The 21,901-nt window shown below is 64.6% G+C and carries 20 protein-coding genes; 16 read left to right on the top strand and 4 right to left on the bottom strand.

All coding sequences use genetic code 11. The annotated features are described in order from the left end of the window. Positions 1-97: 97 nt before the first annotated feature. Positions 98-370, bottom strand: a complete 273-nt coding sequence (locus tag HG800_RS15875; RefSeq protein WP_169977609.1) for a hypothetical protein — start codon at positions 368-370, stop codon at positions 98-100. Between the two features lie 354 nt (positions 371-724). On the opposite strand from HG800_RS15875, the gene thiD reads away from it, so the two are divergent. From thiD to HG800_RS15845, 6 genes are all read left to right on the top strand, one after another. Next, positions 725-1,741, top strand: a complete 1,017-nt coding sequence (gene thiD, locus HG800_RS15870) for a bifunctional hydroxymethylpyrimidine kinase/phosphomethylpyrimidine kinase (RefSeq protein WP_206352295.1) — start codon at positions 725-727, stop codon at positions 1,739-1,741. A gap of 145 nt (positions 1,742-1,886) precedes the next feature. Then, the gene (locus HG800_RS15865) at positions 1,887-2,819 is read left to right on the top strand and encodes a hypothetical protein (protein ID WP_169977608.1); all 933 of its coding nucleotides are present in this window, start codon (positions 1,887-1,889) and stop codon (positions 2,817-2,819) included. A gap of 400 nt (positions 2,820-3,219) precedes the next feature. Continuing rightward, entirely contained in the window at positions 3,220-4,122 is a 903-nt protein-coding gene (locus HG800_RS15860; RefSeq protein ID WP_169977607.1) for a DUF1559 domain-containing protein, read from the top strand. A gap of 141 nt (positions 4,123-4,263) precedes the next feature. Further along, complete coding sequence (locus tag HG800_RS15855) at positions 4,264-4,989, top strand: SGNH/GDSL hydrolase family protein (RefSeq protein ID WP_169977606.1); 726 nt, start codon at positions 4,264-4,266, stop codon at positions 4,987-4,989. Between the two features lie 102 nt (positions 4,990-5,091). Next, positions 5,092-5,805: an O-methyltransferase gene (locus HG800_RS15850; protein WP_169977605.1), complete on the top strand. Its 714-nt coding sequence runs from the start codon at positions 5,092-5,094 to the stop codon at positions 5,803-5,805. A 264-nt stretch (positions 5,806-6,069) separates the two neighbouring features. Next, a complete protein-coding gene (locus HG800_RS15845) occupies positions 6,070-6,771 on the top strand; it encodes a DUF6655 family protein (RefSeq protein WP_169977604.1) in 702 nt (233 codons plus the stop codon). A gap of 65 nt (positions 6,772-6,836) precedes the next feature. Here HG800_RS15845 and HG800_RS15840 read toward each other — a convergent pair whose 3' ends face one another. Continuing rightward, entirely contained in the window at positions 6,837-8,168 is a 1,332-nt protein-coding gene (locus HG800_RS15840; RefSeq protein ID WP_206352294.1) for a hypothetical protein, read from the bottom strand. Positions 8,169-8,451: 283 nt separating this feature from the next. Between HG800_RS15840 and HG800_RS15835 the strand changes: the two genes are divergently transcribed. Next, positions 8,452-9,246 (top strand): serine aminopeptidase domain-containing protein, encoded by a 795-nt coding sequence (locus tag HG800_RS15835; RefSeq protein ID WP_169977603.1) that lies wholly within the window; start codon positions 8,452-8,454, stop codon positions 9,244-9,246. Positions 9,247-9,262: 16 nt separating this feature from the next. Here HG800_RS15835 and HG800_RS15830 read toward each other — a convergent pair whose 3' ends face one another. Further along, positions 9,263-9,844, bottom strand: coding sequence for a hypothetical protein (locus HG800_RS15830; RefSeq protein WP_169977602.1), 582 nt, complete (start codon positions 9,842-9,844; stop codon positions 9,263-9,265). A gap of 368 nt (positions 9,845-10,212) precedes the next feature. Continuing rightward, a complete protein-coding gene (locus HG800_RS15825; RefSeq protein ID WP_169977601.1) occupies positions 10,213-11,490 on the bottom strand; it encodes a hypothetical protein in 1,278 nt (425 codons plus the stop codon). Positions 11,491-12,028: 538 nt separating this feature from the next. Between HG800_RS15825 and HG800_RS15820 the strand changes: the two genes are divergently transcribed. The 9 genes from HG800_RS15820 (at position 12,029) to HG800_RS15780 (ending at position 21,750) form a co-directional block, all read left to right on the top strand. Next, complete coding sequence (locus tag HG800_RS15820) at positions 12,029-13,066, top strand: hypothetical protein (RefSeq protein WP_169977600.1); 1,038 nt, start codon at positions 12,029-12,031, stop codon at positions 13,064-13,066. Positions 13,067-13,393: 327 nt separating this feature from the next. Then, positions 13,394-13,969 carry a hypothetical protein gene (locus HG800_RS15815; RefSeq protein WP_169977599.1) on the top strand — a complete coding sequence of 192 codons (576 nt, stop codon included), beginning with the start codon at positions 13,394-13,396 and terminating at the stop codon, positions 13,967-13,969. Between the two features lie 286 nt (positions 13,970-14,255). After that, the gene (locus HG800_RS15810; RefSeq protein ID WP_169977598.1) at positions 14,256-14,759 is read left to right on the top strand and encodes a hypothetical protein; all 504 of its coding nucleotides are present in this window, start codon (positions 14,256-14,258) and stop codon (positions 14,757-14,759) included. Between the two features lie 351 nt (positions 14,760-15,110). After that, positions 15,111-15,707, top strand: coding sequence for a hypothetical protein (locus tag HG800_RS15805; protein WP_169977597.1), 597 nt, complete (start codon positions 15,111-15,113; stop codon positions 15,705-15,707). A gap of 334 nt (positions 15,708-16,041) precedes the next feature. Continuing rightward, positions 16,042-16,839 (top strand): PEP-CTERM sorting domain-containing protein, encoded by a 798-nt coding sequence (locus HG800_RS15800; protein WP_169977596.1) that lies wholly within the window; start codon positions 16,042-16,044, stop codon positions 16,837-16,839. Positions 16,840-17,085: 246 nt separating this feature from the next. After that, positions 17,086-17,757, top strand: coding sequence for a hypothetical protein (locus HG800_RS15795; RefSeq protein WP_169977595.1), 672 nt, complete (start codon positions 17,086-17,088; stop codon positions 17,755-17,757). A gap of 826 nt (positions 17,758-18,583) precedes the next feature. Next, a complete protein-coding gene (locus HG800_RS15790) occupies positions 18,584-19,810 on the top strand; it encodes a DUF1565 domain-containing protein (protein ID WP_169977594.1) in 1,227 nt (408 codons plus the stop codon). A 614-nt stretch (positions 19,811-20,424) separates the two neighbouring features. Then, a complete protein-coding gene (locus tag HG800_RS15785; protein ID WP_169977593.1) occupies positions 20,425-20,769 on the top strand; it encodes a hypothetical protein in 345 nt (114 codons plus the stop codon). A 501-nt stretch (positions 20,770-21,270) separates the two neighbouring features. Next, entirely contained in the window at positions 21,271-21,750 is a 480-nt protein-coding gene (locus HG800_RS15780) for a hypothetical protein (RefSeq protein ID WP_169977592.1), read from the top strand. Positions 21,751-21,901 lie beyond the last annotated feature (151 nt).

The raw sequence follows: 21,901 nt of genomic DNA, 5'->3' as shown, positions 1-21,901 counted from the left end.
ACCGCTCGATCGCGACGGCTGAGCGGGTCGGGGGAATTCCAATTGGCTCAAACCCCGGGACGGTCATGAGCGCCCCGGCGTTTGAGGTTGCCTCAGGTCAGGAGCCGATGCCCGGAGCCTCGGGTTCGGCGATGACCGGAACGTCGGTTTCAGGCTCGCGACCGAGGTTGGTCGCGTCCTGATCGGTCTCGGTCTCAGTCTCGGGGATCGACGTCTGCCCCGGTTCTGCCGGATTGATTGTCGGTCCGCCACCTGGGGGAACCGATTCGTCCGCGGCTTGGTCGCCACAGCCGGCGAGGACGCCACTCAAGCTCAGGCACAGGGCCAGGCTCAGGGGTGAGAGGCCCCCGGCTCGAATGGGACGAGGCATGGTTTCAGGTACTCCTTCCCAAAGGGTGTTCCCGGTTCGCTGGCAATGCCTTGGCTTCGTCTGAAGGACCACAGCACGCACCCGATTGCCGGGGTGATCGTTCATTCGTTGCTGCGAACGCGATGCCGATGACAGCCATCCTTTCGTATTCCCCGCGATTTTTTTCGGATTGACGGCCTGAGCCACCCTTTGACAGAGGAAAGGAACCCTTGCTGGTCATCCTCCGACCACCCTGGGCGGAAACGAGACACCAGGAGATGCCTGATTCAAAAACACTCGAATTGATGTTCAATGAACATGAATCCATCATCGTTTGACACTGGGTGATCAGAATTTCAGAAACAATCAGAAGATGTGCCCATTACGAGTGATGGCTCGGGCGGCACGGTCCGCTCACTGGTCGCAACCCGATCCAGCGGCTACGATCGGCGTCGAGGCTCGGGTGCTCCTCGAAGTGCGGTGATCCGGGTCGCCAGGCGAGGGATTGCGAAGGGAAAGGGTGTTATGGTCATGCACGATCAGATCGTCTGCCTGAGCATTGCCGGGAGCGACCCGAGCGGCGGAGCAGGCATTCAGGCCGATTTGAAGACCTTCGCCGCGCTGGGCGTTTATGGCGCCGCGGCCATTACCGCCCTGACGGCTCAGAACACGACCGGCGTGCAGGGGGTCGACTTGATTGATCCGGCCTTCGTGGCCCAGCAGGCCGAGTCGGTCTTCGATGATCTGCCGGTGGCGGCCGTAAAGACGGGGATGCTCGGAACGGTGGCCATCATCGACGCCGTGGCCGATGTGATCGAGATGGCCCGCGACCGCTTCCCCACGCTTCTCGTGGTGGTCGATCCCGTCATGGTCGCGCGCGGGGGCGATCCCTTGCTCGACCCCCAGGCGGTTATGCGACTGCGCGATCGGCTCCTTCCGCTGGCGAACCTGGTGACGCCGAACCGCCACGAGGCAAGTCTCCTGACCGGCTCCGGCCCGATCGAAACGGCCGAGGACCTCAGGCGGGTGGCCACTTCTCTGTTCGAGCTGGTCGATCGCCGGCCGGTGCTGGTCAAGGGGGGCCAGGTCCTCCGCGGGGCGCTCGACCTCCTGATCGACGCCAATGGATCGGAGTTCCCTTTGACCATCGCCGGGGCACCGATCACCACCCGATCCACGCACGGCTCCGGCTGCACCCTGGCGGCGGCGATCACGGCCTTGTTGGCCCGGGGGCACTCGCTCCGAGACGCCTGCTCGGCGGCCAAGCAGTTCGTCTTCGGCGCGATCGAGCACGCGCCGCGGCTGGGCCGGGGGCACGGCCCGCTCAACCACCTCTGGCTCAGTCGGATCGAGGAGCAGGCCGGCGGTCGGACGTCGTACGAGGGGGGATGATCTGCGGGCACGGGATCGGACTCTCAAAAGAAAGGGAAGGCAACTCCCACTGGTCTGGCAGGGAGTGCGGCGTTAAACTCGGCACGATGCCGCAATGCTTTCGCGGAGCCAATCGGAATCCCTGTCCAGACAGAAGGAGTCAGACGTGCGCCGTTCTTTGACGGTCCTGTTGTCGATGGGCCTGCTGCTGCTCGGCCCGGTCGCGGTCCGGTCGGTCATGGCCCAGGATGAGGAGCCGGCCTCTCCCCCTGCCGCGTCGGAGGCCCCGGAAGCCCAGGAGACTGCCGCCGAGACGCCGGCTGAGGCCCCAGCCGCCCCCGTGGCGACCAGTCCCGGCGAATTGCCCCCCGAGGTCGCCGCGAAGCGCGATGCCGCTCTGAAGGCAGTCGCCGAGCTGATCGTCGCTGCCGAGCAGGCCGGACTGGTTCAGACGAACCTCGACCCGCCGCCGATTCTCGACATCCTGGTGCTCGGTAAGGCGACCGACAAGACCGACCTCGAAGCCGCCCAGGGGAAGCCTGAGACTCAGGTCGGTCTGGTCAACCCCGAGGCCTTCGCCGCCTACTTCACCGGCTTCGCCGAGCCCCCCGAAGGCCTGACGGCCCAGGCGAACATCCGCATTCGCCAGCCGAGCGAAGGGCTCAAGGAATTCTTCGATCAGCGTGCCGAGGCCCTTCGCCCGTACCTCGATGCCGCTCGCAGCGCCGCCTCGGCCCCGGCCGAGACCCCGGCTGAGCCCACCGAGGAACCCGCGCCGGTCGAACCTGCCCCCGCCGAGCCGGCCCCGGCCGAACCTACCCCGGCCGAGGAACCGAAGCCCGAGGAGCCGGCTCCTGCCGAGGAACCGAAGCCCGAACCGGCTCCTGCCGAGGAACCGAAGCCCGACGAACCTGCCCCGGCCGACCCCGCCCCGGCCGACGAGCCCAAGCCCGAGGAACCTGCCCCGGCCGACCCCGCCCCGGCGGAGGAACCGAAGGTTGAGGAACCCGCTCCGGCGGAGGAACCGAAGGTTGAGGAACCCGCCCCGGCCGACGAGCCCGCTCCGGCCGAGGAGCCGAAGGCCGACGAGCCGAACTGATCGCATCGGATCGTGGCTCATCGCCTCGAAACACGCCTGGCTGGGGCACGGCACGCCACTCCAGCCGGCGTGGTTTCGCGTCCAACTCCCAAAGCCCCCGAGCCGAAAGGGGGTCAACAGAGGGATTCTGGAGTACCATCGCCGCGTTCCGAGCGTGTGCGATCCAAGACGAGACCGAGGGCTCGACGGCGAGTCCGGTCGCCTGGTTCTTGCGGCCTGCCCACGGATCTGGGGTTCGAGCCGAGGGGAGCATGGCGTATGGTTGCTGATGGGCCGCGATGGCTGCGAGGATGGCCGCCCGTTGGTGATTGCATTGATTGCACGCACCCGGTCGCCTAAAATTTCTGAGAGACGTCCGGATTGGACACCCCCTCTTCTTTTCTCTCTGAGAGTCCTTCTCATGCGAACGCTCGTGCACCCGTCTCGATGGCGTCGCGGCTTTACCCTGATTGAGCTGCTGGTGGTCATTGCGATCATCGGCGTGCTGGTGGCGTTGATCATGCCGGCCGTGCAGTCGGCGCGAGAGGCGGCCAACCGGACCCAGTGCAAGAACAACCTGAAACAGATCGGCCTGGCGGCCCAGGGCTATCACGACGCGTTCGGCAGTTTCCCCTCGGGCTGGTTCTGCAACGAGGCGAACGACCCGAACTGCGTGCCGAGAGGGGCCAGTCCGTACATGTGGAACGGCCTGATCGGCCTGTTCCCGTTCCTTGAGGCCCGCAACCTGTACGACGACATCAACTTCGACGTCTCCCCCTACGCCTTCGACAACCGGACGGCGATCCGCAACTCGCTGTCGGTCTTCGTCTGCCCGTCGCACCGTCAGGCCTTGCCGATCGACGTGACCCAGATCGACCCCGACGGTCAGACCGCGACCTTGCAGATCGGCCCGTCCGACTATCGCGGCAACATGGCTGCCGGCATGACCGACTGCAACGACGTGACGAACCCGGATTGCTTCCATTACGACAATGGCGTGACCTTCCGCAACTCTCGGATCAACATCTCCGGAATCAGCGATGGGACCTCGCAGACCCTGCTCATCGGCGAGAGCCTCATCGGCACCTGGCCCGACGCGACGAACTGCTGCGTCCGGACCACCGCCGACCGCCGCTTCAACGCGCCGAACAGCATCTCCGGCCGCCGCATCCCCTACTGGGAAAGCCAGCATCCCGGCATGGTGAACTTCTGCAAGGCCGACGGCAGCGTCAGCTCGCTTCGCGAAACGGTTCGGCCGGACGTGCTCATCGCCCTGATGACCCGAGCCGGCGGCGAAACCCTCTCGGCCGAAGATTACGAATAATCTCGAGGCCGCCGGGCGGCCTCGCCCGGCTTGCCCGCCTTGCCACGAAGGGCTGGACGACGGAGTGCTCGACGGCGACGATAAGCCGATCGCCCCTGGTCTTCGGGGGCGTCGTCTTCGCGTCTTCCGGGAGCCCTCGCCATGAGATTCCTGCCTGCCGTCGCCGTCTCCTTGATCCTGCTCGCCTCGACTCCCCTCGCGGGGCTTACTCAGGCCCAGACCCAGACCCAGACCCGGAACCAGAACCCGGCGTATGTCCAGATTGAGGACGAGCCGGGATTGCCTCGGGTCTTGCTCCTCGGCGACTCGATCTCGATCGGCTACACGCTCGACGTCCGCGAGGCCCTGACCGGCGTGGCCAACGTCCACCGCCCCGGCGAGAACTGCGGCCCGACGATCCGAGGACTCGAACGGCTCGACGCCTGGCTCGGCGAGAAGCCCTGGGACGTGATCCACGTCAACTTCGGCCTGCATGACTTGAAGTTCGTCGATGAGGACGGCAAGAACACCTCGCCCGATCTCGGCCGCCATCAGGTTGCGATCGACGACTACCGGAACAACCTCGACACCATCTTCACCCGCCTGAAGGAGACCGGCGCGACGGTCATCTTCGCCACGACCACCCCGGTGCCTCCCGGCGAGCCTCAGCGCGAGGCCGGCGACGAGCTGCAATACAACGAGGTCGCCCGAGAGGTCGCCGAGCGGCACGGCATCGCCGTCAACGATCTGCACGCCTTCATCGACCCGAAGTTCGAGGACGTCGCCATCCGGCCCGGCAATGTCCACTTCACCGACGAGGGTTCCGACCTGCTCGGCAACCGCGTGGCCGACGTGATCGAGGAGGCCTTGAAGGCCCGCCAGCCCTGAGCCGGGCCAGTCAGCGCTCATCCCTCGACGGGCGAGGCGCTTGTGGACCACCTCGCCTTCGAGCCTGCCCTGGGTGATCGCAACCGATTGGGAGAACCCCGCATGCCGACACAACGAACCGTGACGATCATTGCGATCTTGGGACTGCTTGCCTTCATTCTGGGGCAGGCCGCTACGTTGCACGTCCACCCCTTCGAACGCCGAGCCGAGGCCCGCACCGTGACTGTTCAGGACCTTCCCACCGCCGAAACCCTGCCGAAGGATGACGGCGAGGCCCGCATCCTCGACGCGATTGCCCAGGCCCGCGAAGGCCAGCGCTTTGCCAACGTCTCGGACGACGACGGCCGATTGCTCCGGCAGCTCACCGAGGCCATCAACGCCCAGCATGTCGTCGAGCTCGGGACCTCGACCGGCGAGTCGGGCCTCTGGTTCTCGCTCGCCCTGCGCAAGACGGGCGGCCGGCTGCACACCTTCGACATCGACCCCGACCGCCTCGCCGTGGCCCGCGAGAACTTTCGCAAGGCAGGCGTGGCGGATCTGATCACCATTCACGAGGGAGATGCTCACGTCGAGGCCCCAAAGCTGACCGAACCGATCGACCTGCTGTTCCTCGACGCCGAGAAGGAAGGCTATGACGCCTACCTCCGCGAGTTGCTCCCTCGGGTTCGTCCCGGCGGCCTGATTCTCGCCCACAACATGCGACGCCCGACCCCCAACCCCCGCTACCTGGAGGCGATCACCTCCGACCCGAACCTCGACACCTCGTTTCTCCTGATGGACGGTGCCGGGATGGGTCTGACCCTGAAGAAGCGGTAAGCCGCCGTCGCTCGCCACGCCAGGGGCTCCCGCCTCTTGGAGTCAGCCTCCTGCAAATTCACCCTAGAGCGCCCCGGTTGTCAGGTCACCCGGAAACCCCCGAAGTATTTCTGAGGTGGTGCCATGAGGCTCGGGAACCGGCGAAGGAGGCAATGGACTGGCGAGGAGGGTCGGGTTGTTCCGAAGAAGAGGGAGAGGTGGCCCGGAAGGGTTGAGTCGGTTCGTGGTGGATCGGAGCGACGCGGGAGAAGGAGCGGCCAAGGGATGGGGAGGTCCGACCGGATCGAGATCGGACGGACGGCCAGGATGGCAGTCGGGGCCGTGGCGTTGCTGGTCGGCGCGGGGTCGGGCTGCGGGTCGATCCGGGTGACCGATACGCCGAGGTCGGCGACCGAGCAGCTCTTGCTCACGGAGGCCTGGGACCAGGCGATCGGGGCGATTGACTTCTCGCAGTTCGCAGCCACGCCGGTCAAGCTGGATGACGCCCTGCTCGGCGGTCCGGATAAGAACTGGATGGTCTACCGGCTCCGCGAAGCGATGGCCCGGCAGGGGGTGATCTTGGTCGATGACCCGGAGAAGGCCGAGGTGGTCGTCGAGGCGGCGGCGGGGGTCTACGGGACGAATTCGAACTCGATGATCCTGGGCATCCCTGCGAACAATGTGATGGGAGCCTTGCCGTTCGTGCCGCCGATGGCGATGGGAGAGGCGGCCCTGGCGACCCGGACCGATCAGTTCGGGGTGACCCGCCTGGCCCTCTTCGCCCGAGACACCGCCACCGGGCATTTCGTCTGGGAGTCAGGCACGATCGAGGCCGATTCGTACCTCCGCAATGCCACGGTGGGGGGGCTCGTCTTCCGGTCCGGTTCGATCGAGTTGCCCTCCGATCGCCGGAGGAAGCACATGATCCACCGGCTGATGGGCAAAGGTGGGCCGACGGCCAGAGCGGGCGGCCACGTTCACGAGTGATCGCCCGCAGGCCAGGTATTAGAGTGAAAAGGTAATCACGCTCTGATTCGCCATTTTGTCTTGGCTCAGGGCTGGTTCGGGGAATGGCGCTCGACGAGGTCGAGGGCGGCCTCCATCAGGATCTCGCCGGTCATCTCGCCGAGGGAGACGCGGGAGACGTAGTTGTAGCGCGGGAAGCTGTTGAAATCGACCCGGGCAAGGATGTAGCCGAAGGCGTCGTTGGTCAGGCCGAACACCAGGTTATGATCGCCTCGCATCTTGCGTTTCAGATAAAAGCCGACGTTGGGCATGGCCTCGCCGGGGATGGTGAGGATCTGGGCGTTGCCGAGGTTCACCAGGTTGACCTGGGTGGTGACGGAGCGGTCGGCCTCGTTTCGGGGGTAGTTCAGAGGGGAGTACAGGACGACGTTCCAGAGGTCGTCGGACTCGACCGGGAAGGTGACGTCCTCGGCGAGGCATTCGAGGATCGGGTCGGCCTGCTCGGGGGCGTCGGCGAGGATGCGGAGGGCCTCGTCGGCCATCAGGTGGCCGATCCGGATGCACTCGTCCCAGGTCTGGATGCCGGGCCATCGGGCCGCGAGGGGGTCGCCCTTGGCGTCCATGTCGCGGTTGTCGGCCGTGACCATCCCCCCCTGGGCGCCGTTCATGAACAGGGCCAGGCCGCCGACGGTCGCCTCGACCCGATCGCAGAAGGGGCCGATCAGGTCGGGGCTGAGGATACCCAGGCCATTGCCGAGGACCTCGGGGTGGACGGCGTAATTCACCAGGGTCCCGATCGCGGCTCCGTTGGAATCTACGGCCTGGAGAACGCTCATGCGTCGGTCGTAGAGGGCGGGGGCGTAATAATTGAAGGCGATGCGTTCGGCGGCCTCGCCGGTGGCGACGCGGAGCCGGGCGGGCTGGAGCTGGTCGATCGCGTCGTTGACGGCCTCGGCGGCCTGGTTGCAGACGAAGTCGAGGTAATCGAGGTTGGCGGTGTGCCCCCCCTGGCCGTCGGGAAAGGCGTAGCAATCCGGGGCGCTATGGGTGTGGGTGACGCCGATCAGGATGTTCTCGGGCGGGATGCGATCGACCTTCGCCCGGACCCGGTCGCAGAGGACCGAGGGGAAGCCGAGCAGGTCGAGCGAGACGATTGCCAGCGAGGTCTCCCCCTTGCGGAAGACGAGGGCTCGGGCGGTGATCTCGCCGCGCTTCTCGGTGGCCGGCTCGGGGAGGCCCATGCCTCCGGAGACGGGGAGCAAGGGGTCGGGGGTGATGACCCGCATGGCGGCGCCGGCCTGAAGCTCGTCGGCTCGGGCGTTGGGGTTGGTGGCCAGGAGCATGGCCAGACCGAGCCAGGCCGAGGCGATCGAAATGCCCAGGGGATGCATCGGGGTTCGGGGTCGCAGCCGAATCATGGTCGAGAGGCTCCGAAAGGTGGAGGGGTTGATCCGCTCAGGAGAGAGGGGCCGCGGGGCTTCCTCAAGGGGGTCTTCGGGATCGCATCGAGACTGACCGAGGTCCTTGGGGAGGCGGAATGGCCCCCGACCCGGTTGCAATCGGGATTGGTGATGGGGCCGATGGTACCGGGGAGCGATCATGCAGCCAAGGGTTCCGTGACGAGTCAAAGGGAGGGGCCAAGGGGGATCGGGAAGGACGGGCCGGTGGAGGGCTTGCCGATTGGGGGCTGATCCTCGCACAATGGCCCGCATGAACAGAAGCGATCTGCCCTTTAGCTCCGGCCCTTCTTCGGACCTGAACGACGCTCAGACGGACCTCGTGACCGATCCTCGGGGCCTGGTGCTGGTGGCCGACGGCATCGGCGGCCTCGACCTGTGCGCGGGGAGCCTGGGGAGACTGGTTCCTCGGTGCGGGCTGCCGCTGGAGGTCCGCACGGTGCGGTGGGGGCACGGGGTCGGGCGATGGCTGGCGGACCTGACCCGATCGGCCAACGTGGCCCATCACGCGAACCGGATGGCCGAGCAGGTCCGGGTGTTCCTCGCTCGGCACCCCGAAGACCCGGTCTTCCTGGTGGGCAAGTCGGGGGGGGCTGGGGTGGTCCTTCAGGCGCTCGAGGGGCTGCCGGAGGGGAGCGTCGAGCGGGTGGTTCTGCTGGCCCCGGCCGTCTCGCCGGGCTACGACCTGACGGGGGCCTTGCGGGGCGTGCGTCGTGAGATGATCGTGTTCATTTCCCCACTCGATTTCGCTCTGCTCGGAGCGGGAACCTGGGCATTTGGGACGATTGACCGGGTCCGAGGCGTGGGAGCGGGGCTGGTCGGGTTCCAGAGGCCGGGCTCGGAAGCTCAGGCTGATCGGATCAGCTTATACGCCAAGGTTCATCAGATCCGATGGCGGCCGTCGATGGCGAAGGTGGGCTATCTGGGGGGGCACCTTGCGGTGGACATGCCGCCGTTTTTGAAGCGATACGTGGTGCCGATGCTGCAGGCCGGCCCGGTCGATCTGGAGGCGATCGTCGCGGGCCGGGGCGCGTCTTGAGGGATTGCTGCCCGGCTCACCAGCCGCCGAAGCGCCAGCTGCCGGGGGCGACCGAGTTCATGATCGAGAGTCCGGTGGGGGCGAGGGCGTTGAAGGTTTGCGGGGGCATCCACATGGGGCCGGTGTAGAGCGGTCCGGCGGGGATGCCGCTGACGGTGTAGGGATAGCCGTAGCCATACGGATACCCGCCGTAGAACCCTGGCCAACCGTAGGCCCCGACCGGCCCGGCCAGGCCGAGGCCCGGCACGACGCCGACGTTGCCGAAGCTGCTGACGGCCCCCAGGCCGCCGACGTTCCCGACGCCGCCGAATCCCCCGAAGCCGCCGCCGATGCCACCGCCGGACACGCCTCCGGCGGTGAAGGTGAAGGGCTGGACCCCTCGGAGCGACTGGAACGAGGCGTTGATGCCGCCGAGCCGGACGTAGCGGCGATCGGCCGAGACGACCGGCGTGGCGTTGAGGAAGACCCCGTCGGCAAACGGCGTGATGACCGGCTGGAAGCCGATCGCCCCCTGGCCCTTCGCCTCGGGAGCGGGGGCGAGCAGCAGGAAGGCCGTGAGCAGTCCGGTCGCGCCGAGCGTGGCAATGATGCGTCTCATGGTGTTCCGCCTCCTGAGAATGAGGGGCTTCGCCTCCTCGGGGAATCGCTCCGCGGGCCGACCCGCTTTTTGGTTCGACCCGGCCGAGGGTGGCGGCTCGGGGTTCGACCTTGAGAGAGTCGCAATGAGCAGGGTGCTGGTTCTATCTTATGGCGCAATGATGCAGGTTGGATACCGACTGATTCGACGGCGATGTTGAGAAATTGACGCAAATCGCACCTCCCGGCGCGATTGGCCGGAAGACGGCGCAAGTTGGGAAAAGATCGTGGCTTGGGGCGAGATGACGGATTGGAAAAGAGCAGGAACGGGCGGACACTGGGCGAACCTCGCGAAGGCGGGCGGCCAGGGAGCGCGAGGGTGAGGGGAACTCAGGAGCGTTGGGGGTCGTGATCACCCGGGAGCGGGGCGGGATCGAGGGGCGAATCGGGAGAGTGACGGTTGGCTGAGCCGGTCGAAGGAGTGGACCGGTGCGGCTCGGTGCGCCTGGGATCGGGAGAGGCGTCGTTGGGGTGGTTGGGTTGTAAGTCGTTTCGTTTCAGGGGATTGAGGCGGTCGGTCGAAGGTTCGGCGGTCGTCGGGGGCGGTTCGTTTCGGGAATCGATCGTGGGGGAGGGCTGAGGGCGTTGCGGGTCGTCGGCGCGGGAGGAGCAGGGGGGCGGCGTGTTTGGAGTGGGGGCCCGGTTCGGGAAGCCGGAGCCGGTGGAGGGGGTGCCGGGGAATCGTTTGCGAGAGACGTGGGGGTGGGCCTGGTGCCACTGGCGGTCCTGGTCCTTGCTCCGTTCGACGCGGAGGCGCATGACCTGATTGATGCCCCGAATCATCTCGGAGAAAGCCTCGCGGCGGTAGCGCTGGCGGAGCTGGCCGTCCTTGCTGGTGTCGATGAGGGCGAGCTGGGCGACGGCGTCGGCTTCCTGGCGGTCGAGGTCGTGCCAGCGGTCGTCGCGGAGGGTTTCGAGGCGGTCGAGTTCCCGGGCGATCCGGGCGCGGAGGTCGAGGCGCGCGGGGACGGGGTCGGTCGGCTGACCGGGCAGGGGGGCACCGGGGGCTCCGGAGCAGACGCGGACGAGGTGCCAGACGGCGCGGAGGTCGGGGTCGGCGTCGGGGCCGGGCGTCTGCGGATGGTTGCCGAGCAGGAGCAAGGCGCGGCTCATGTCGTCGCGGTCCCAGGCGATCCCCTGTTCCAGCTTCGCGTCGAGCCGGACCCAGTGGCGGATGAGCCAATCGCAGCCGAAGGAGGTTTCCTCCAGGTCGATCACGGTGTTCCTCGGGTCTTTGGAGAGGTTCTGCGCCAGGCGTCGGACGGTGTGTTGCTGTTTCTTTTCCCATCGGGAGAGGGCGTCGCGCGAGGCGGTGCGCAGGGCGGCCTCCTCGACCTTCCGGCAGCGTTCGAGGCGGGCGTAGGCGAGGGCCGAGGATCGGATGAGGGCCTCCTCGGCCTCGGTGTCGGCGCCGAGCTGCTTCGTCCAGCGATCGGCGAAGTCTTGCATGAGCGCGGCCTCGGCGGCGCTGTCGGGCAGTGCGGCGGTCAGGCCGTGGCGTCGGGCGTTGTGGCGGCTGCGGCGCTTGCCCTGCTCGGTTTGAGGGCCGGGGGAGCGGTGGGGGTGGGCCGGATCGTGGTCGGGGAAGGCGGGGTTTCGGTGGCTCATGGTGGTCGGGCCTTGATGGTGCGGAGCGGATCGGTGCGCCTGGCGTTCGTCCTCATCGGCGCGGAGGCTGGGTGCTCCCTCGTCTCGGCCCTGTGCGGCTCCGTCGCCGCGCGTTCGTGTGAGTTTGGAGGGCCTCGTCCTCATTACCATCGAGAAAACGGGGGGCTTCAGTCACATAATCTGGTAGATCGGTCGGATTGCCGCGCATTCAAGGGCCGGGATCTCCGATTCCAGGGCCGATGTGAGGGGCATGGGAGCTGCCCGTCCGGATTGCCTCCCGGACCCGATCGAGCGGCGTCGCCACCGGCGCGGATTGTTTGCGTTCGGCCTTCGTCCGTGATTGTCCGTCGAAGCCCAAGAATTTTCTTGCAAGCTCTCACGATTGCCAACATATTGGGATTCGACGTTCGGGATGAGACGTGCGTTCATTTGTTTTGGATCACGAATTTTCGATCGCCGGGTTGTCTCAAGGGCGACGAATCGTGCGTCGAAACGAAGGTTCGGCGGCGGCGCGTGGCACCAAGAGGAGGTTTTTCTCATGACCTTGATCCGCGGCGTGATGATGGCGGGCAAGTTCCGCACCTTCCGTGACCTGAATGGGATGTCGGACGAGAGCCAGCGGAACACGCTCATCGTGGAGATGGCCGGCCGCACCAATCAGCCGGTGGAACACTACCAGGCGATGGACGACGCAACGCTCGCGGGTGTGGGCGCCGTCTTGGTGTTCGTCCGCGAGGCCGGGATCCGTAACGACTCGGCAATCCGAGTGATGAGTGACGACGACCTTCGCAATACCCTGATCGTCGAGCTCGCCGCCGCCACCGGTCTTCCTGGCCCTATGCTCCAGAGTATGAACAACCTCGACCTCGTTTGTGTCGGGTTGGGTCGTAACTCGTGGACAACCGAGGGGGGCGCAGCGGAACACACGATCCTGCCGGCGCGATACCTGATGACGGTGACGCGCGGAGAGGTGCGCCTGACGAACATCGATAGCGGGGAGTCTCATTCGACCAAAGTGCCGGCCGACACGATCACTCCGGAACAACAGAAGAAACTGATCGATGAGATTGCGGCGAAACTGAAGGAGTATTTCGTCAAGAACGAGGCCGACATCCGTGCTGGCAAGATCAAGGCGGAGGAGATTTGCGGGGCGACCTTCGCACTTGTCGGTACCGCCGTCGGATCCCTCGTCTTTCCTCCCCTTGCCCCGGTTCTCGGCGCAATCGCGTCCCAACAGGGCCGTTTCTATGGGGCCATGATCGACGACCTGGTCACAACGATCAAAGGGGGGAGTCAAGAATCCCTGACTCAGTTCGTTGGAGTCTTCTCGACCATCGCCTTCGTGCAGTATGCCGGCGCGCTCAGTGTGGTTTCGATAGCCGGGGCTGACGGGTGGTCAATCCTGAAGGGTATTGGAAACACGCTTGGTGATACCCTCGCAGATTCGGTGAATGCTTCGGTTCGAGCAATCGGATCCACCGTTGATGATGTCTCGGCAGTGGGGGAGGATGTGGTCAACTGGTTCGTCAACGTCTTGAAGGCCAACAGGCTGCAACTCCAACCGGTTCCAGGGTAAGGTGCTGCCTCCCATCGCATTCGAACGGCGGGTGGCTGGAGTCCGAAGGCGGACCTCGGGTTGTTGCGAGCCAAGGGTGGCTGGGGTCCGTCTTCGGACCCCGGCCACCCGCCGCCGGTTCTCGTGACGAATGGTGATCTCACTGTTGCCATAATGGAACGAATTTCTGAACGACCTGTAACCTTTCTCGCTGTTTTGCAGGATTGATCAGTGGGGAGTCGGCCCGATCATTGGGCGACCACCTGCCAAGCTGGACTTCGGACGGGCGAATCGAGGGAGGACTCGCCTGATCGGAGGATGATCAGTCCTCAACGAGGAGGTTTGTGAATGGATGGTGCCAAGCTGCGGCGAGTGTTGATGCTGCTCGCGACGATTCTGGTTCCCCTGGGATTCACTGCGCCGGTTGATGCTCAGAGTGAGATTCCCTTCGTTGTGACCGGGGTGGGGACGATCTACGATCCGCTGCCCCCTTCCCCGCAGGACCCGTTCCTTGAATTCGACGCCATTGGCACGGCGACCGGATTGGGGGTCTACCAGACGACGAGGAGTACGCTGGAGGTGCTCTTCGACGAGGCTGTTCCGGGGGAGGATGCGATCCCGTTCGAGAACGCCGACGATCCGCCGATCATCCTGTTTCAATCCGACAAGGGAACACAGGCGTTCCACTACGATGCGACGTCACCGGGGCTCGGTGTGACGCTCTTCCAAGTCGGGGAGGACAGGTATCTTGCCTTCTTCCTGGCGGAGTTTACGCCGGTCCCGGAGGCGTCCACGAAGCGCTTCAAGCGAATTCGAGGCGGCTCATTCCTCATGTATGCCTGGACGGAGGAATTCTCTCCGGGTGACACTGAGGTGCAGTACATCTGGACGGGGGAGGGTCCCCTTGTGGTCGGCGGCAACTGAGCTGGGGTGGTGGAGTGGCATGCCCACGTCTTCATGGGAAGGTTCATGCGTTGGGTAATTCACGGGTGGCCCCGGTTGCTCGCAAACCGGGGCGGCGCAGCCGCGAGAGATTGCGGGACGCCGCCTCATCACCTCTCGTCGCTCCGCGACCCCGGTTGGCGAGCAACCGGGGCCACCCGCGCGCGATGCAGCCGAAAACGATAAACTACGTTCGAGACTATCAGCAAATATTGAGAATGCAATTATGATCAGACAGCTTTCATCCATAGCGGTGATGTCGGTTCTGATGTGCTCCGGTGCTTCGGGGGCCGAGTACGACGCGGTCGGCGTGGTGAGGTTCTCGAATTTGCAAGGGTTCCTCTCCGACCTCGAAGACGTGCCATTGATCGCCAAGCAGTTCAGCGAATTCAATGGAGTCGCATTGCAAACCGGTTCGATCCGTCCGACTTCGGTCCCCGAGACCGTCTTCGAAGACAATGAAATTGAGATTATCCAATTCGAAGGGGTACAGGGCCCCAATCCTTACTTCGGCAATCGGGAGCTCCAGATCATCATTGGCCGCGGCGGCCAGATTCATTGCACGTGGGTTGCAGAGTTTACGATCGTCATCGACAAGGCTACGGCCCTGGCTGTCTTCTCCGGAGATGGCCAGTTCACGGTTGTAGGCGGCACTGGCCGATACGAGAACGCAACCGGTAGCCTGCAGACGTGCTTCGAATCCGAACCCACCCCCCTGACGGCGGATTCGGCCATCGCAACTTACACGCAAGTTGGAACGATCAATCCATAATCGCCATTTTTACGGCGATGTGCGGTGGCGGGTGAGACGGGCGAGAGGCCGTGGCAGAGTACCGCTGGCGGCTTGTCCGCCAGTACTCTGGTCCGGTCGGGTGCCACTGGCGGGCAAGCCGACAGTGGCACCCGACGTGTCCATGCGTTGGGTAATCCGCCTCGCCTCGCGCTGCAGCGGCCCCGGCGGGGTGGCTGGTTATCCTGACCCCAGCCACCCCGCCGCCCATCTGCAGGGTTGGTGACGTGACGTACCTCGTGTTCCCCGAGAGCACGATGCAGTTGAACATCTTCGCCTAGCCTTACTCGAGGAGTTATGTGCATGACTCGCAGAATAGGATCGAACTCTTTTATGATTTTAGCTGCAAGCTTCATTGCGACCACGCTCGTCGCTCCGGCATGGGCTCAACCGCCGAAGCCGATCCATTACAGCGGGACGGGGGTCTTCAGCCCCACAAACATTGGGACACCGAAGGGAGGCAACGCCGGCATCATCATCGGCGATGGTTCCGGGATCAGTGAGTACACGGCATCGGGGGATGATTTTGCGATTGGCGGTGAACTCGTCGGGTCTGGGCGGAACGATCATGTGGGGGCGAACACCAGCATTACGACCGGCATCCTGAACCCGCGCACCTCGGTGATCCGCTGGCCGACGAAGGGGATCTTCCACGTCCTCAGCTCGGATGACGGAGATCTCCATTTGGAGTACGTTGGCGCATACACCTTTGACGTAAGCAAATTTATGGCGGGTGAACCTAGCTTCGGCGCGACCGCCCTGTGGAAGATTGTCGGCGGAACGGATCGATTTGTCGGGGCCAAGGGAGTTCTCTGGATGGAAGTCGAAGTTCCCGTTGTTCTGGAAGCACTCCCTCCTCCCGGGGTCTCTCCCGATATCCCATTTACGTACGAATTTGATGGATTCATTCATATTCAAGGTGAGTGGTAAGTCGTAGAGGATGCCGTCCGTTTCGTCGTCCGAACACGCGGAGGCGATGGGCGGCAGGCTGGCCCGTGAAGCTTATGGCGGCGGGGTGACTGGGGACGTGTCGACGCCAGTGCTTCCAGGCGGTGCAGATGCAGACAGGAGTCAGGATGACCTCATCCACCCCACTGGGTGGTGTCGATCCCAGGGGGCTCGATTCGTCCCGACGAAGCCAGGGAGCAGGGTGATCCTTGACATCCCATGCGGCGCCGCGGAGTTTTATTCGCCGATATTTCCGATGCTTCGCCGGCGATGCGGGACTCGGGGGCATGCTGCTTGATTCTGAAAGGAAATCGATATGTTTCGGATTGTTTCGCTGGTTCTACTGGCGTCGATCAGCGCTGCGCCTCGTGCGTCCGCAGAGCTGATCGAGTTCACCGTACGCGTCTCGGCGGACTTCGAGTTTCAGGTCGTTGAGGGCGGGCCGCTGGCTCAGGCGTTGATTGATGCGGGCATCACTCCGCCGTCTGGCTTTGTCCCGTTCCGCGCTCTCGGAGACATCACGTTTACTCTCGACGATACGGGCGCGCCGACGGGTGGAGCGATCCCGTTCACGAGCGTCCGCGGGACGTTCGAGGGGGTGTCTCCGAGCCCGGCGTTGTTCCTCCCTTTCACCCTCAGTCCCGAGGTCGAGTTCTATGGAAGTCCGCTGAGCGAGCTGACGAATATCGTCCGTCAGGACGGGCAGATCGTGTCTGGCGACGTGGAGAACCTGACCATGGATTTTACTCTGGTCCCCCAGGCTCCCAATCCTCTTGCCGGGGTGAATTTCTTCACGGATGGAGGCCTCAGCTTCAGCGCGAAAGGGGTGTCTGTCCCGTTTGGTCCGGGGACCTTCCTGTCGCTCACGGGGGATGATCGGTTCAATGTATATATGGGTCCCGACCCCGATCCGGACACAATCGACCCGAGTCAACTGGCGGTGATCGGCCGGAACCGGACACTCACGGTCGTGCCCGAGCCGGCCTCGCTCGCCTTGATGGCTGGCGGCCTTGGCATGGTTGGTTTCGCGGTTGCGGTGGGTCGGCGGACCCGCGGCCGGCTGAAGTCGCTGCGCCCTGTTCCACTCGACTCCGACCATGACGCCTTTCCCTGAACTGTCGGGGCGAGGTTCTGATTTTCCCTCATCGGCGACGCAGGTGAGGCTCTTGAAGGTGCTGAGGTCGAGGCCGATAATGGAGACCACGGTTGGGGGACTCCTTGGCGCGTGGCATGGGGATCTGTGAACCACTTCACGGTTACCCCCGGGCGGCCGAACGGCTGACATGCATTACTTGATGCCGCGGGATATCTGGCGTTTAGACGGGAATCTGAGACTTCCGAACGACTGAGGTGCGCAATCATGCGCTCGCGCATCCCGGCCCTATCCCGCAGGCGAACGGTGCTGGATGTCTCCGTCGATAACGAGTCGACGGGGATCGGGCTCTACTCGCGATCCTTGCCGGATGAGCATCCGCGACTGGGGCGCGGCGGCGCGGTCGAGCAAGAGCTTGCGATGTGGTTGGAGCTGGACCAGGACGGTCCGTACCGCATCCGTTTCCGACTTGGGGCCCCGACGGCACAGGAGGATGAAGAGTGGGTCGGTCGAGCGTCCAGGCCGCTGGACCTGACGTCTGGTGTGCTGGGCTGCGACGCGTTGGCCATCTCGGTGCCGCCGGGCCGTTATCTCGCCGAAGTGCGGTGCTATCTGCCGTCCAGCATGGCGTGTTTCTTGCTGCGGAAATCAACGCCCAAGAAGGAGGGGCTGCCCGGTTACTGGCGGCGGACGCGGCCCGATGAGGACTTCCCGGATTGGCTGCAGGCGGGCGTCCCGCCGCATCTCGACGGGATCGCGGAGGAGCACGGCTGCATCGATTTCCTGGTCAGCCTCACGCCAGTGAGGGGAGGCTCCGAGGGGACTCGGGTACGAGCCGACGGCACAAGCCCTTGGGAATATCGTCGCCCGGCGCGATGCCCGATGGGAATCCCTGCAGGGGACGTGTGGGACCCCGGTTCGACGCTCGACCCGAGCTGAGTCGAGGAAGTCCCACCGGTCTTGGATCGGGTTACAAACCGTGCTTGGGCTGGGCATGAGGGGTGTGCGGCGGGGTCAGCTGCTGAGTCTGGGTGGAAGGTGGGGAGGGAACTCGGATGCTGTTTGCCCACTCTGGCAGAATTGATGCAGCGGGAGCCACGACCTTTGGCCTGCTCATGCTGGCCGTGGCCGCAATCATCTCGACCGCAATCGTCGGAATTCGATTCCGATGTGGGGACCGGCCGTACTGGGTCGGGGTTGTTGCGGGATCACCCTTCGCCATTCTGGCGGTGTGGTGCTTCGGGTTCGCGGCGGCTTGCCAGTGGGGGGCGGAGCCGGGGTCAGCGTGGTGGGGCGTGATGATTGGTGTGCCACTTAGCATGTGGGCGTTTGGGGCGGTCTTGCGGAGGGGGGGCATCGGTGGATCGCATTCCGGATCTCGGGAGCCGGGGGGATCGGGCCGTGTTCACCCCAGGGGACGCGATTCGTTCGGAGGGAGACAGGGAGCACGATTACGCTCGCCATCCCGTCACACCGCCGCAGACCGTGCGCAGCCTGAGTTTTGATTGGCGCGGAGGGCAGGGCTGCGTAGGATGAGGTGAGAGGCCGCGCGCTTATGGGTAGGCGATCGCGGCAAGGCTAAGGTGGCCCCTCGATGCGGAATCTGCGCATCGGTGGGGCTTTTTTTGTTGGGAGCGTCCGGGGGTTGATCGTTCCGGTCTACAAGGAGAGGGATTCCCGGGCGAATCGGCTCAAGGAGGTGGGGTCGACCGGATGCGGCGCAGTTGACGCCCATCCGGGCCTCTGGATTCGAAGGAGGTGTACCATGCGTTGGACCCATACTCACATCGCTCGGCGATCCTGGATCATTGGCGTTCTCGGTCTCGCCAGCGGCCTGGGGGTGTTCCTGATGGGGACACGGCCAGTGGAGGCAGGGCCGAGGAAGATCATTGTGGATGCCGTGAGGGGCAACGACGTGTTCGGGAGGGGAACGCGAGGACGACCGTACAAGACGATCACCGTGGGGCTCAATGCGGCTCGGCCCGGCGATACCGTGTTCGTGCAGCTTGGTTTGTACGACGCGAGCAACGGTGAGAAGTTCCCGATCCGGATGAAGCCAGGCGTGGCGCTCAAAGGGCAGAAGTGGCCTCCTGGCCGGGGGAGGTTCCCCTTCCGGGAGGGGATCGTTGGACCCGATGGCGGCCTGCACACGGAGCCGATGATCCAGGGAGGTGATTATGTGGACGTGCCCTTTGGTGACGGACTGACGACCGAGCGGTTCGTCACTATCATGGGGGCGGATGAGGCAACAATTGCAAACTTCGTGATTTTTGTGGGAGGAGTGGAGGTTCCGGCACACACCGGGACCGGAATCCTTTGCGACGCGACCTCGCCGAAGATCCTCTCGAACACGTTCCGGGCGTTCCGGCCGGTGATGGAGCACGAGGGGATCATGATCCTCGGCAGCGGGGCTCCTGAGATCCGGCAAAACCTGTTCAAGGGGAACATGGACTGGGGGATCACCACCCACGGGGAGAGCGCGCCGCAGATTACTGACAACCGATTCGCGACGAATGACGGCGGAATCGACACGACACGACACTCGACCGCGTTGATCCGCGACAACGTGTTCACATGCCGAGGCACGGGAATCAGCGCGAGAGAGCAGTCGACGCCGGCGATCGAATCGAACACGATTCGCGGCCACGAGAGTTACGGGATTTTTTGCGGTCAGGAGGCTGCGCCGGTCATCCGGAACAACGTCATTGAGCGCAATGGGACCGGCATTGATCCGATTGCCGGGCCGCTCGGCGGGGTGGTGATTTTTCTCGACGCACAGCCTGACCTTGGCGGCGGCGACGGCGTGCCGGGAGGGAACGTTCTGCGCGAGAATAATGCCAGGGATGTCGTGAATTTCTCTCCCAACACGATCTGGGCGTTGGGGAACACCTGGACCCACTCGGCAGCGACGCCCCACCTCATCGACGACCTTGATGTGTTCGACGATGATGAGAATCCGACGTCCGGGCCGGTGATCTTTGCGATTGATTGAGGGGGGTAGGCCTTTTGAGCAACCCATCAACGGGCGTTGTGGGTGGGTCGGTGGAATGTTCTCCCGAGTCAACCCACACGCCCAGCTTTGGGGAGTGAGGGGGGGCGGAACGGCCTCGGGAACCTGGTGGAGACGATTTGCACGACCCGCGAATCAACGGGCTGCGCGAACGGTGAACGAGACGCCCGCGATCCCATTCTTCGAGGACCCCACCGGGTCCGACTCGGATTTGGTACATCGCGGAGCGGTGCGATGGCGTCGAGGAACGCTTTGGGGTTTGCGGGGATGTCCTTGTGCAGGAGTGTTTTCCTGTTAGAGTCGAGGGTGCAGAGGATGATCGTCCTTGCATGCAGGTCGACGCGGCAGTAGGTTCGATGGTCGTCCTGGGCGGCTCTCATCATGGTGCTCCTTGGGGATGCGACCGATTCCGTTGGCACGCGATGCGGTGCTCGGAATCGGTCGCTGACAGCGAGAAGGCCGGAATGAGTCTCCCGCGGTTGCAGCGGACACCGGCCGCCGCGATCGGTTTCCGGCGACATCCAGGCCATCGGTCGGCGGCCGGGTGCGCCGACCCTTCATGTGAGGCGACGGGGCGGCCGTCCGGAGCACGAAGTGTGCATCAGCGCGAACTTATCGAATGGTTGGCCAACGTGCTCAAGAATCTCGTCGTCGCGATCATCCAAGGTGATCGAAGTGCGGTGGGGTTCGTGCTGATCAGCGTCCCGGTCATCTTGATCGGTCTCTGGGCGTGCTCCCGACACAGACATTGGTTCGCCGGTATGAGGCGAGGAGTCTCTTTGCAAGTCGAGGAGGCTCCCCAGGAGCAGTGGTCTCCCCCATCTCCTGAGGAAGTGGCCCGCATCGTGGGTGGCAAGCCGCTCGTCACGTCGCGAGGGGAAGTCCCTCGCGCCTCACCTCACGTGGAAGCGAACCCGGCCCGCCGCGACGGTTTCGAGTAACATGGGGCTTACCCTCGGTGGTGGGGCCGCGGAGCTTGGGCGTGAGGCGGTAGGGGGTGCAATCACTGGCCTCGGGTGGCGAAAATCTTGTTGCGTACCGGTCTGTTCGGCGAGCACGCTTGCGTGGTCCGTCGAGCGGGGAGGGGATCATGAGAGGCTTTGCACGCGCCTGGCGAGTGCGCTGCACGAGATGCGGTCGGACCCGGGATTCGGCCGAGGTCGGCATCATCCGCATCGGTGCGCGGTCGCGGGGTAAGACGACCGTCGGGTGGTGCTCCGCCTGCCGCCGATTCCGATTCATCGCGATCGAGCACGAGCCCCCCCAAGCCGGCAAGCCCGCGGCTCAGTCCGGAGATGACCTCTATGACGGCGAGCTCGACACCTTACCTCGCGCGGCCGCGGACCCAGCTGCCGCGTGGGCTTTTCTGCGATCATCAAGCCTTCGCTCGGCGGTCCGGTCTACTGAGCCTGGGTGTGAGGCGGCTTGTGGGGGCCACATCCGTGAGTATGGACGCTAGCCTCGGGGTCGTTGTCCCGACCTCCCATCTCAACAACGCGCTTGACGCGATTCGCTCGCTGGCATCCGAGATGCCTCGCGAGGATGGAGACATCGCTCTCTTCTGGATCCGGATCCCAAAGGATGAGGAGCGATCGAGGTATTTCTCTCATCGATCGCGGTACTGGCAGGCCGAGATCGTCGTTGAGCAAGGCGCCGAGTTCTCCGAGATTACGTTCTCTTGCCCCACGAATGACGATGGCATGGAACTCGTCGTGGACGACTCGCCGATCTTGGCGAAAATCTCTCAGGCGCTCTCTTCACATCGCTTGGTAGGAGGCTATCTTTGCTCGGATGGCGAACGACTGTTGCTCACCAAACGGTTGAAGCCCAGCAAGGCCCGTGTTGATTGGGATTCGATCCCCTACGGTGCGGAGGGAGTCGAGCAACTCGCGGCCTTGTGTACGAAGGGGAAGCATCAATGAAAGAGGCGGGATGTTGGGCCGGGCGGACAAGACGCACTGGTGGCCTTCCCCCCGATGTCACCAGTCGATCGAAGGCACTTGCGAGCGAGCCGCCGGTGGCATCCGATTGAACCGGCCGCCTTACCTCGCACTACAGCGGAACCGGCCCACC

It is taken from the genome of Tautonia rosea (assembly GCF_012958305.1).
Lineage (GTDB): Bacteria > Planctomycetota > Planctomycetia > Isosphaerales > Isosphaeraceae > Tautonia > Tautonia rosea.
This window is presented reverse-complemented; position numbering and strand designations above follow the sequence as displayed.

Bases quoted from the DNA above. Each gene is read 5' to 3' on its own strand.
- HG800_RS15845 (WP_169977604.1), top strand. From the start codon at position 6,070: ATGGGGAGGTCCGACCGGATCGAGATCGGACGGACGGCCAGGATGGCA.
- HG800_RS15800 (WP_169977596.1), top strand. From the start codon at position 16,042: ATGTTTCGGATTGTTTCGCTGGTTCTACTGGCGTCGATCAGCGCTGCG.
- HG800_RS15850 (WP_169977605.1), top strand. From the start codon at position 5,092: ATGCCGACACAACGAACCGTGACGATCATTGCGATCTTGGGACTGCTT.
- HG800_RS15860 (WP_169977607.1), top strand. From the start codon at position 3,220: ATGCGAACGCTCGTGCACCCGTCTCGATGGCGTCGCGGCTTTACCCTG.
- HG800_RS15875 (WP_169977609.1), bottom strand. From the start codon at position 370: ATGCCTCGTCCCATTCGAGCCGGGGGCCTCTCACCCCTGAGCCTGGCC.
- HG800_RS15855 (WP_169977606.1), top strand. From the start codon at position 4,264: ATGAGATTCCTGCCTGCCGTCGCCGTCTCCTTGATCCTGCTCGCCTCG.
- HG800_RS15825 (WP_169977601.1), bottom strand. From the start codon at position 11,490: ATGAGCCACCGAAACCCCGCCTTCCCCGACCACGATCCGGCCCACCCC.
- HG800_RS15795 (WP_169977595.1), top strand. From the start codon at position 17,086: ATGCGCTCGCGCATCCCGGCCCTATCCCGCAGGCGAACGGTGCTGGAT.
- HG800_RS15830 (WP_169977602.1), bottom strand. From the start codon at position 9,844: ATGAGACGCATCATTGCCACGCTCGGCGCGACCGGACTGCTCACGGCC.
- HG800_RS15810 (WP_169977598.1), top strand. From the start codon at position 14,256: ATGTGCTCCGGTGCTTCGGGGGCCGAGTACGACGCGGTCGGCGTGGTG.
- HG800_RS15835 (WP_169977603.1), top strand. From the start codon at position 8,452: ATGGCCCGCATGAACAGAAGCGATCTGCCCTTTAGCTCCGGCCCTTCT.
- HG800_RS15805 (WP_169977597.1), top strand. From the start codon at position 15,111: ATGATTTTAGCTGCAAGCTTCATTGCGACCACGCTCGTCGCTCCGGCA.
- HG800_RS15815 (WP_169977599.1), top strand. From the start codon at position 13,394: ATGGATGGTGCCAAGCTGCGGCGAGTGTTGATGCTGCTCGCGACGATT.
- HG800_RS15790 (WP_169977594.1), top strand. From the start codon at position 18,584: ATGCGTTGGACCCATACTCACATCGCTCGGCGATCCTGGATCATTGGC.
- HG800_RS15840 (WP_206352294.1), bottom strand. From the start codon at position 8,168: ATGATTCGGCTGCGACCCCGAACCCCGATGCATCCCCTGGGCATTTCG.
- HG800_RS15820 (WP_169977600.1), top strand. From the start codon at position 12,029: ATGACCTTGATCCGCGGCGTGATGATGGCGGGCAAGTTCCGCACCTTC.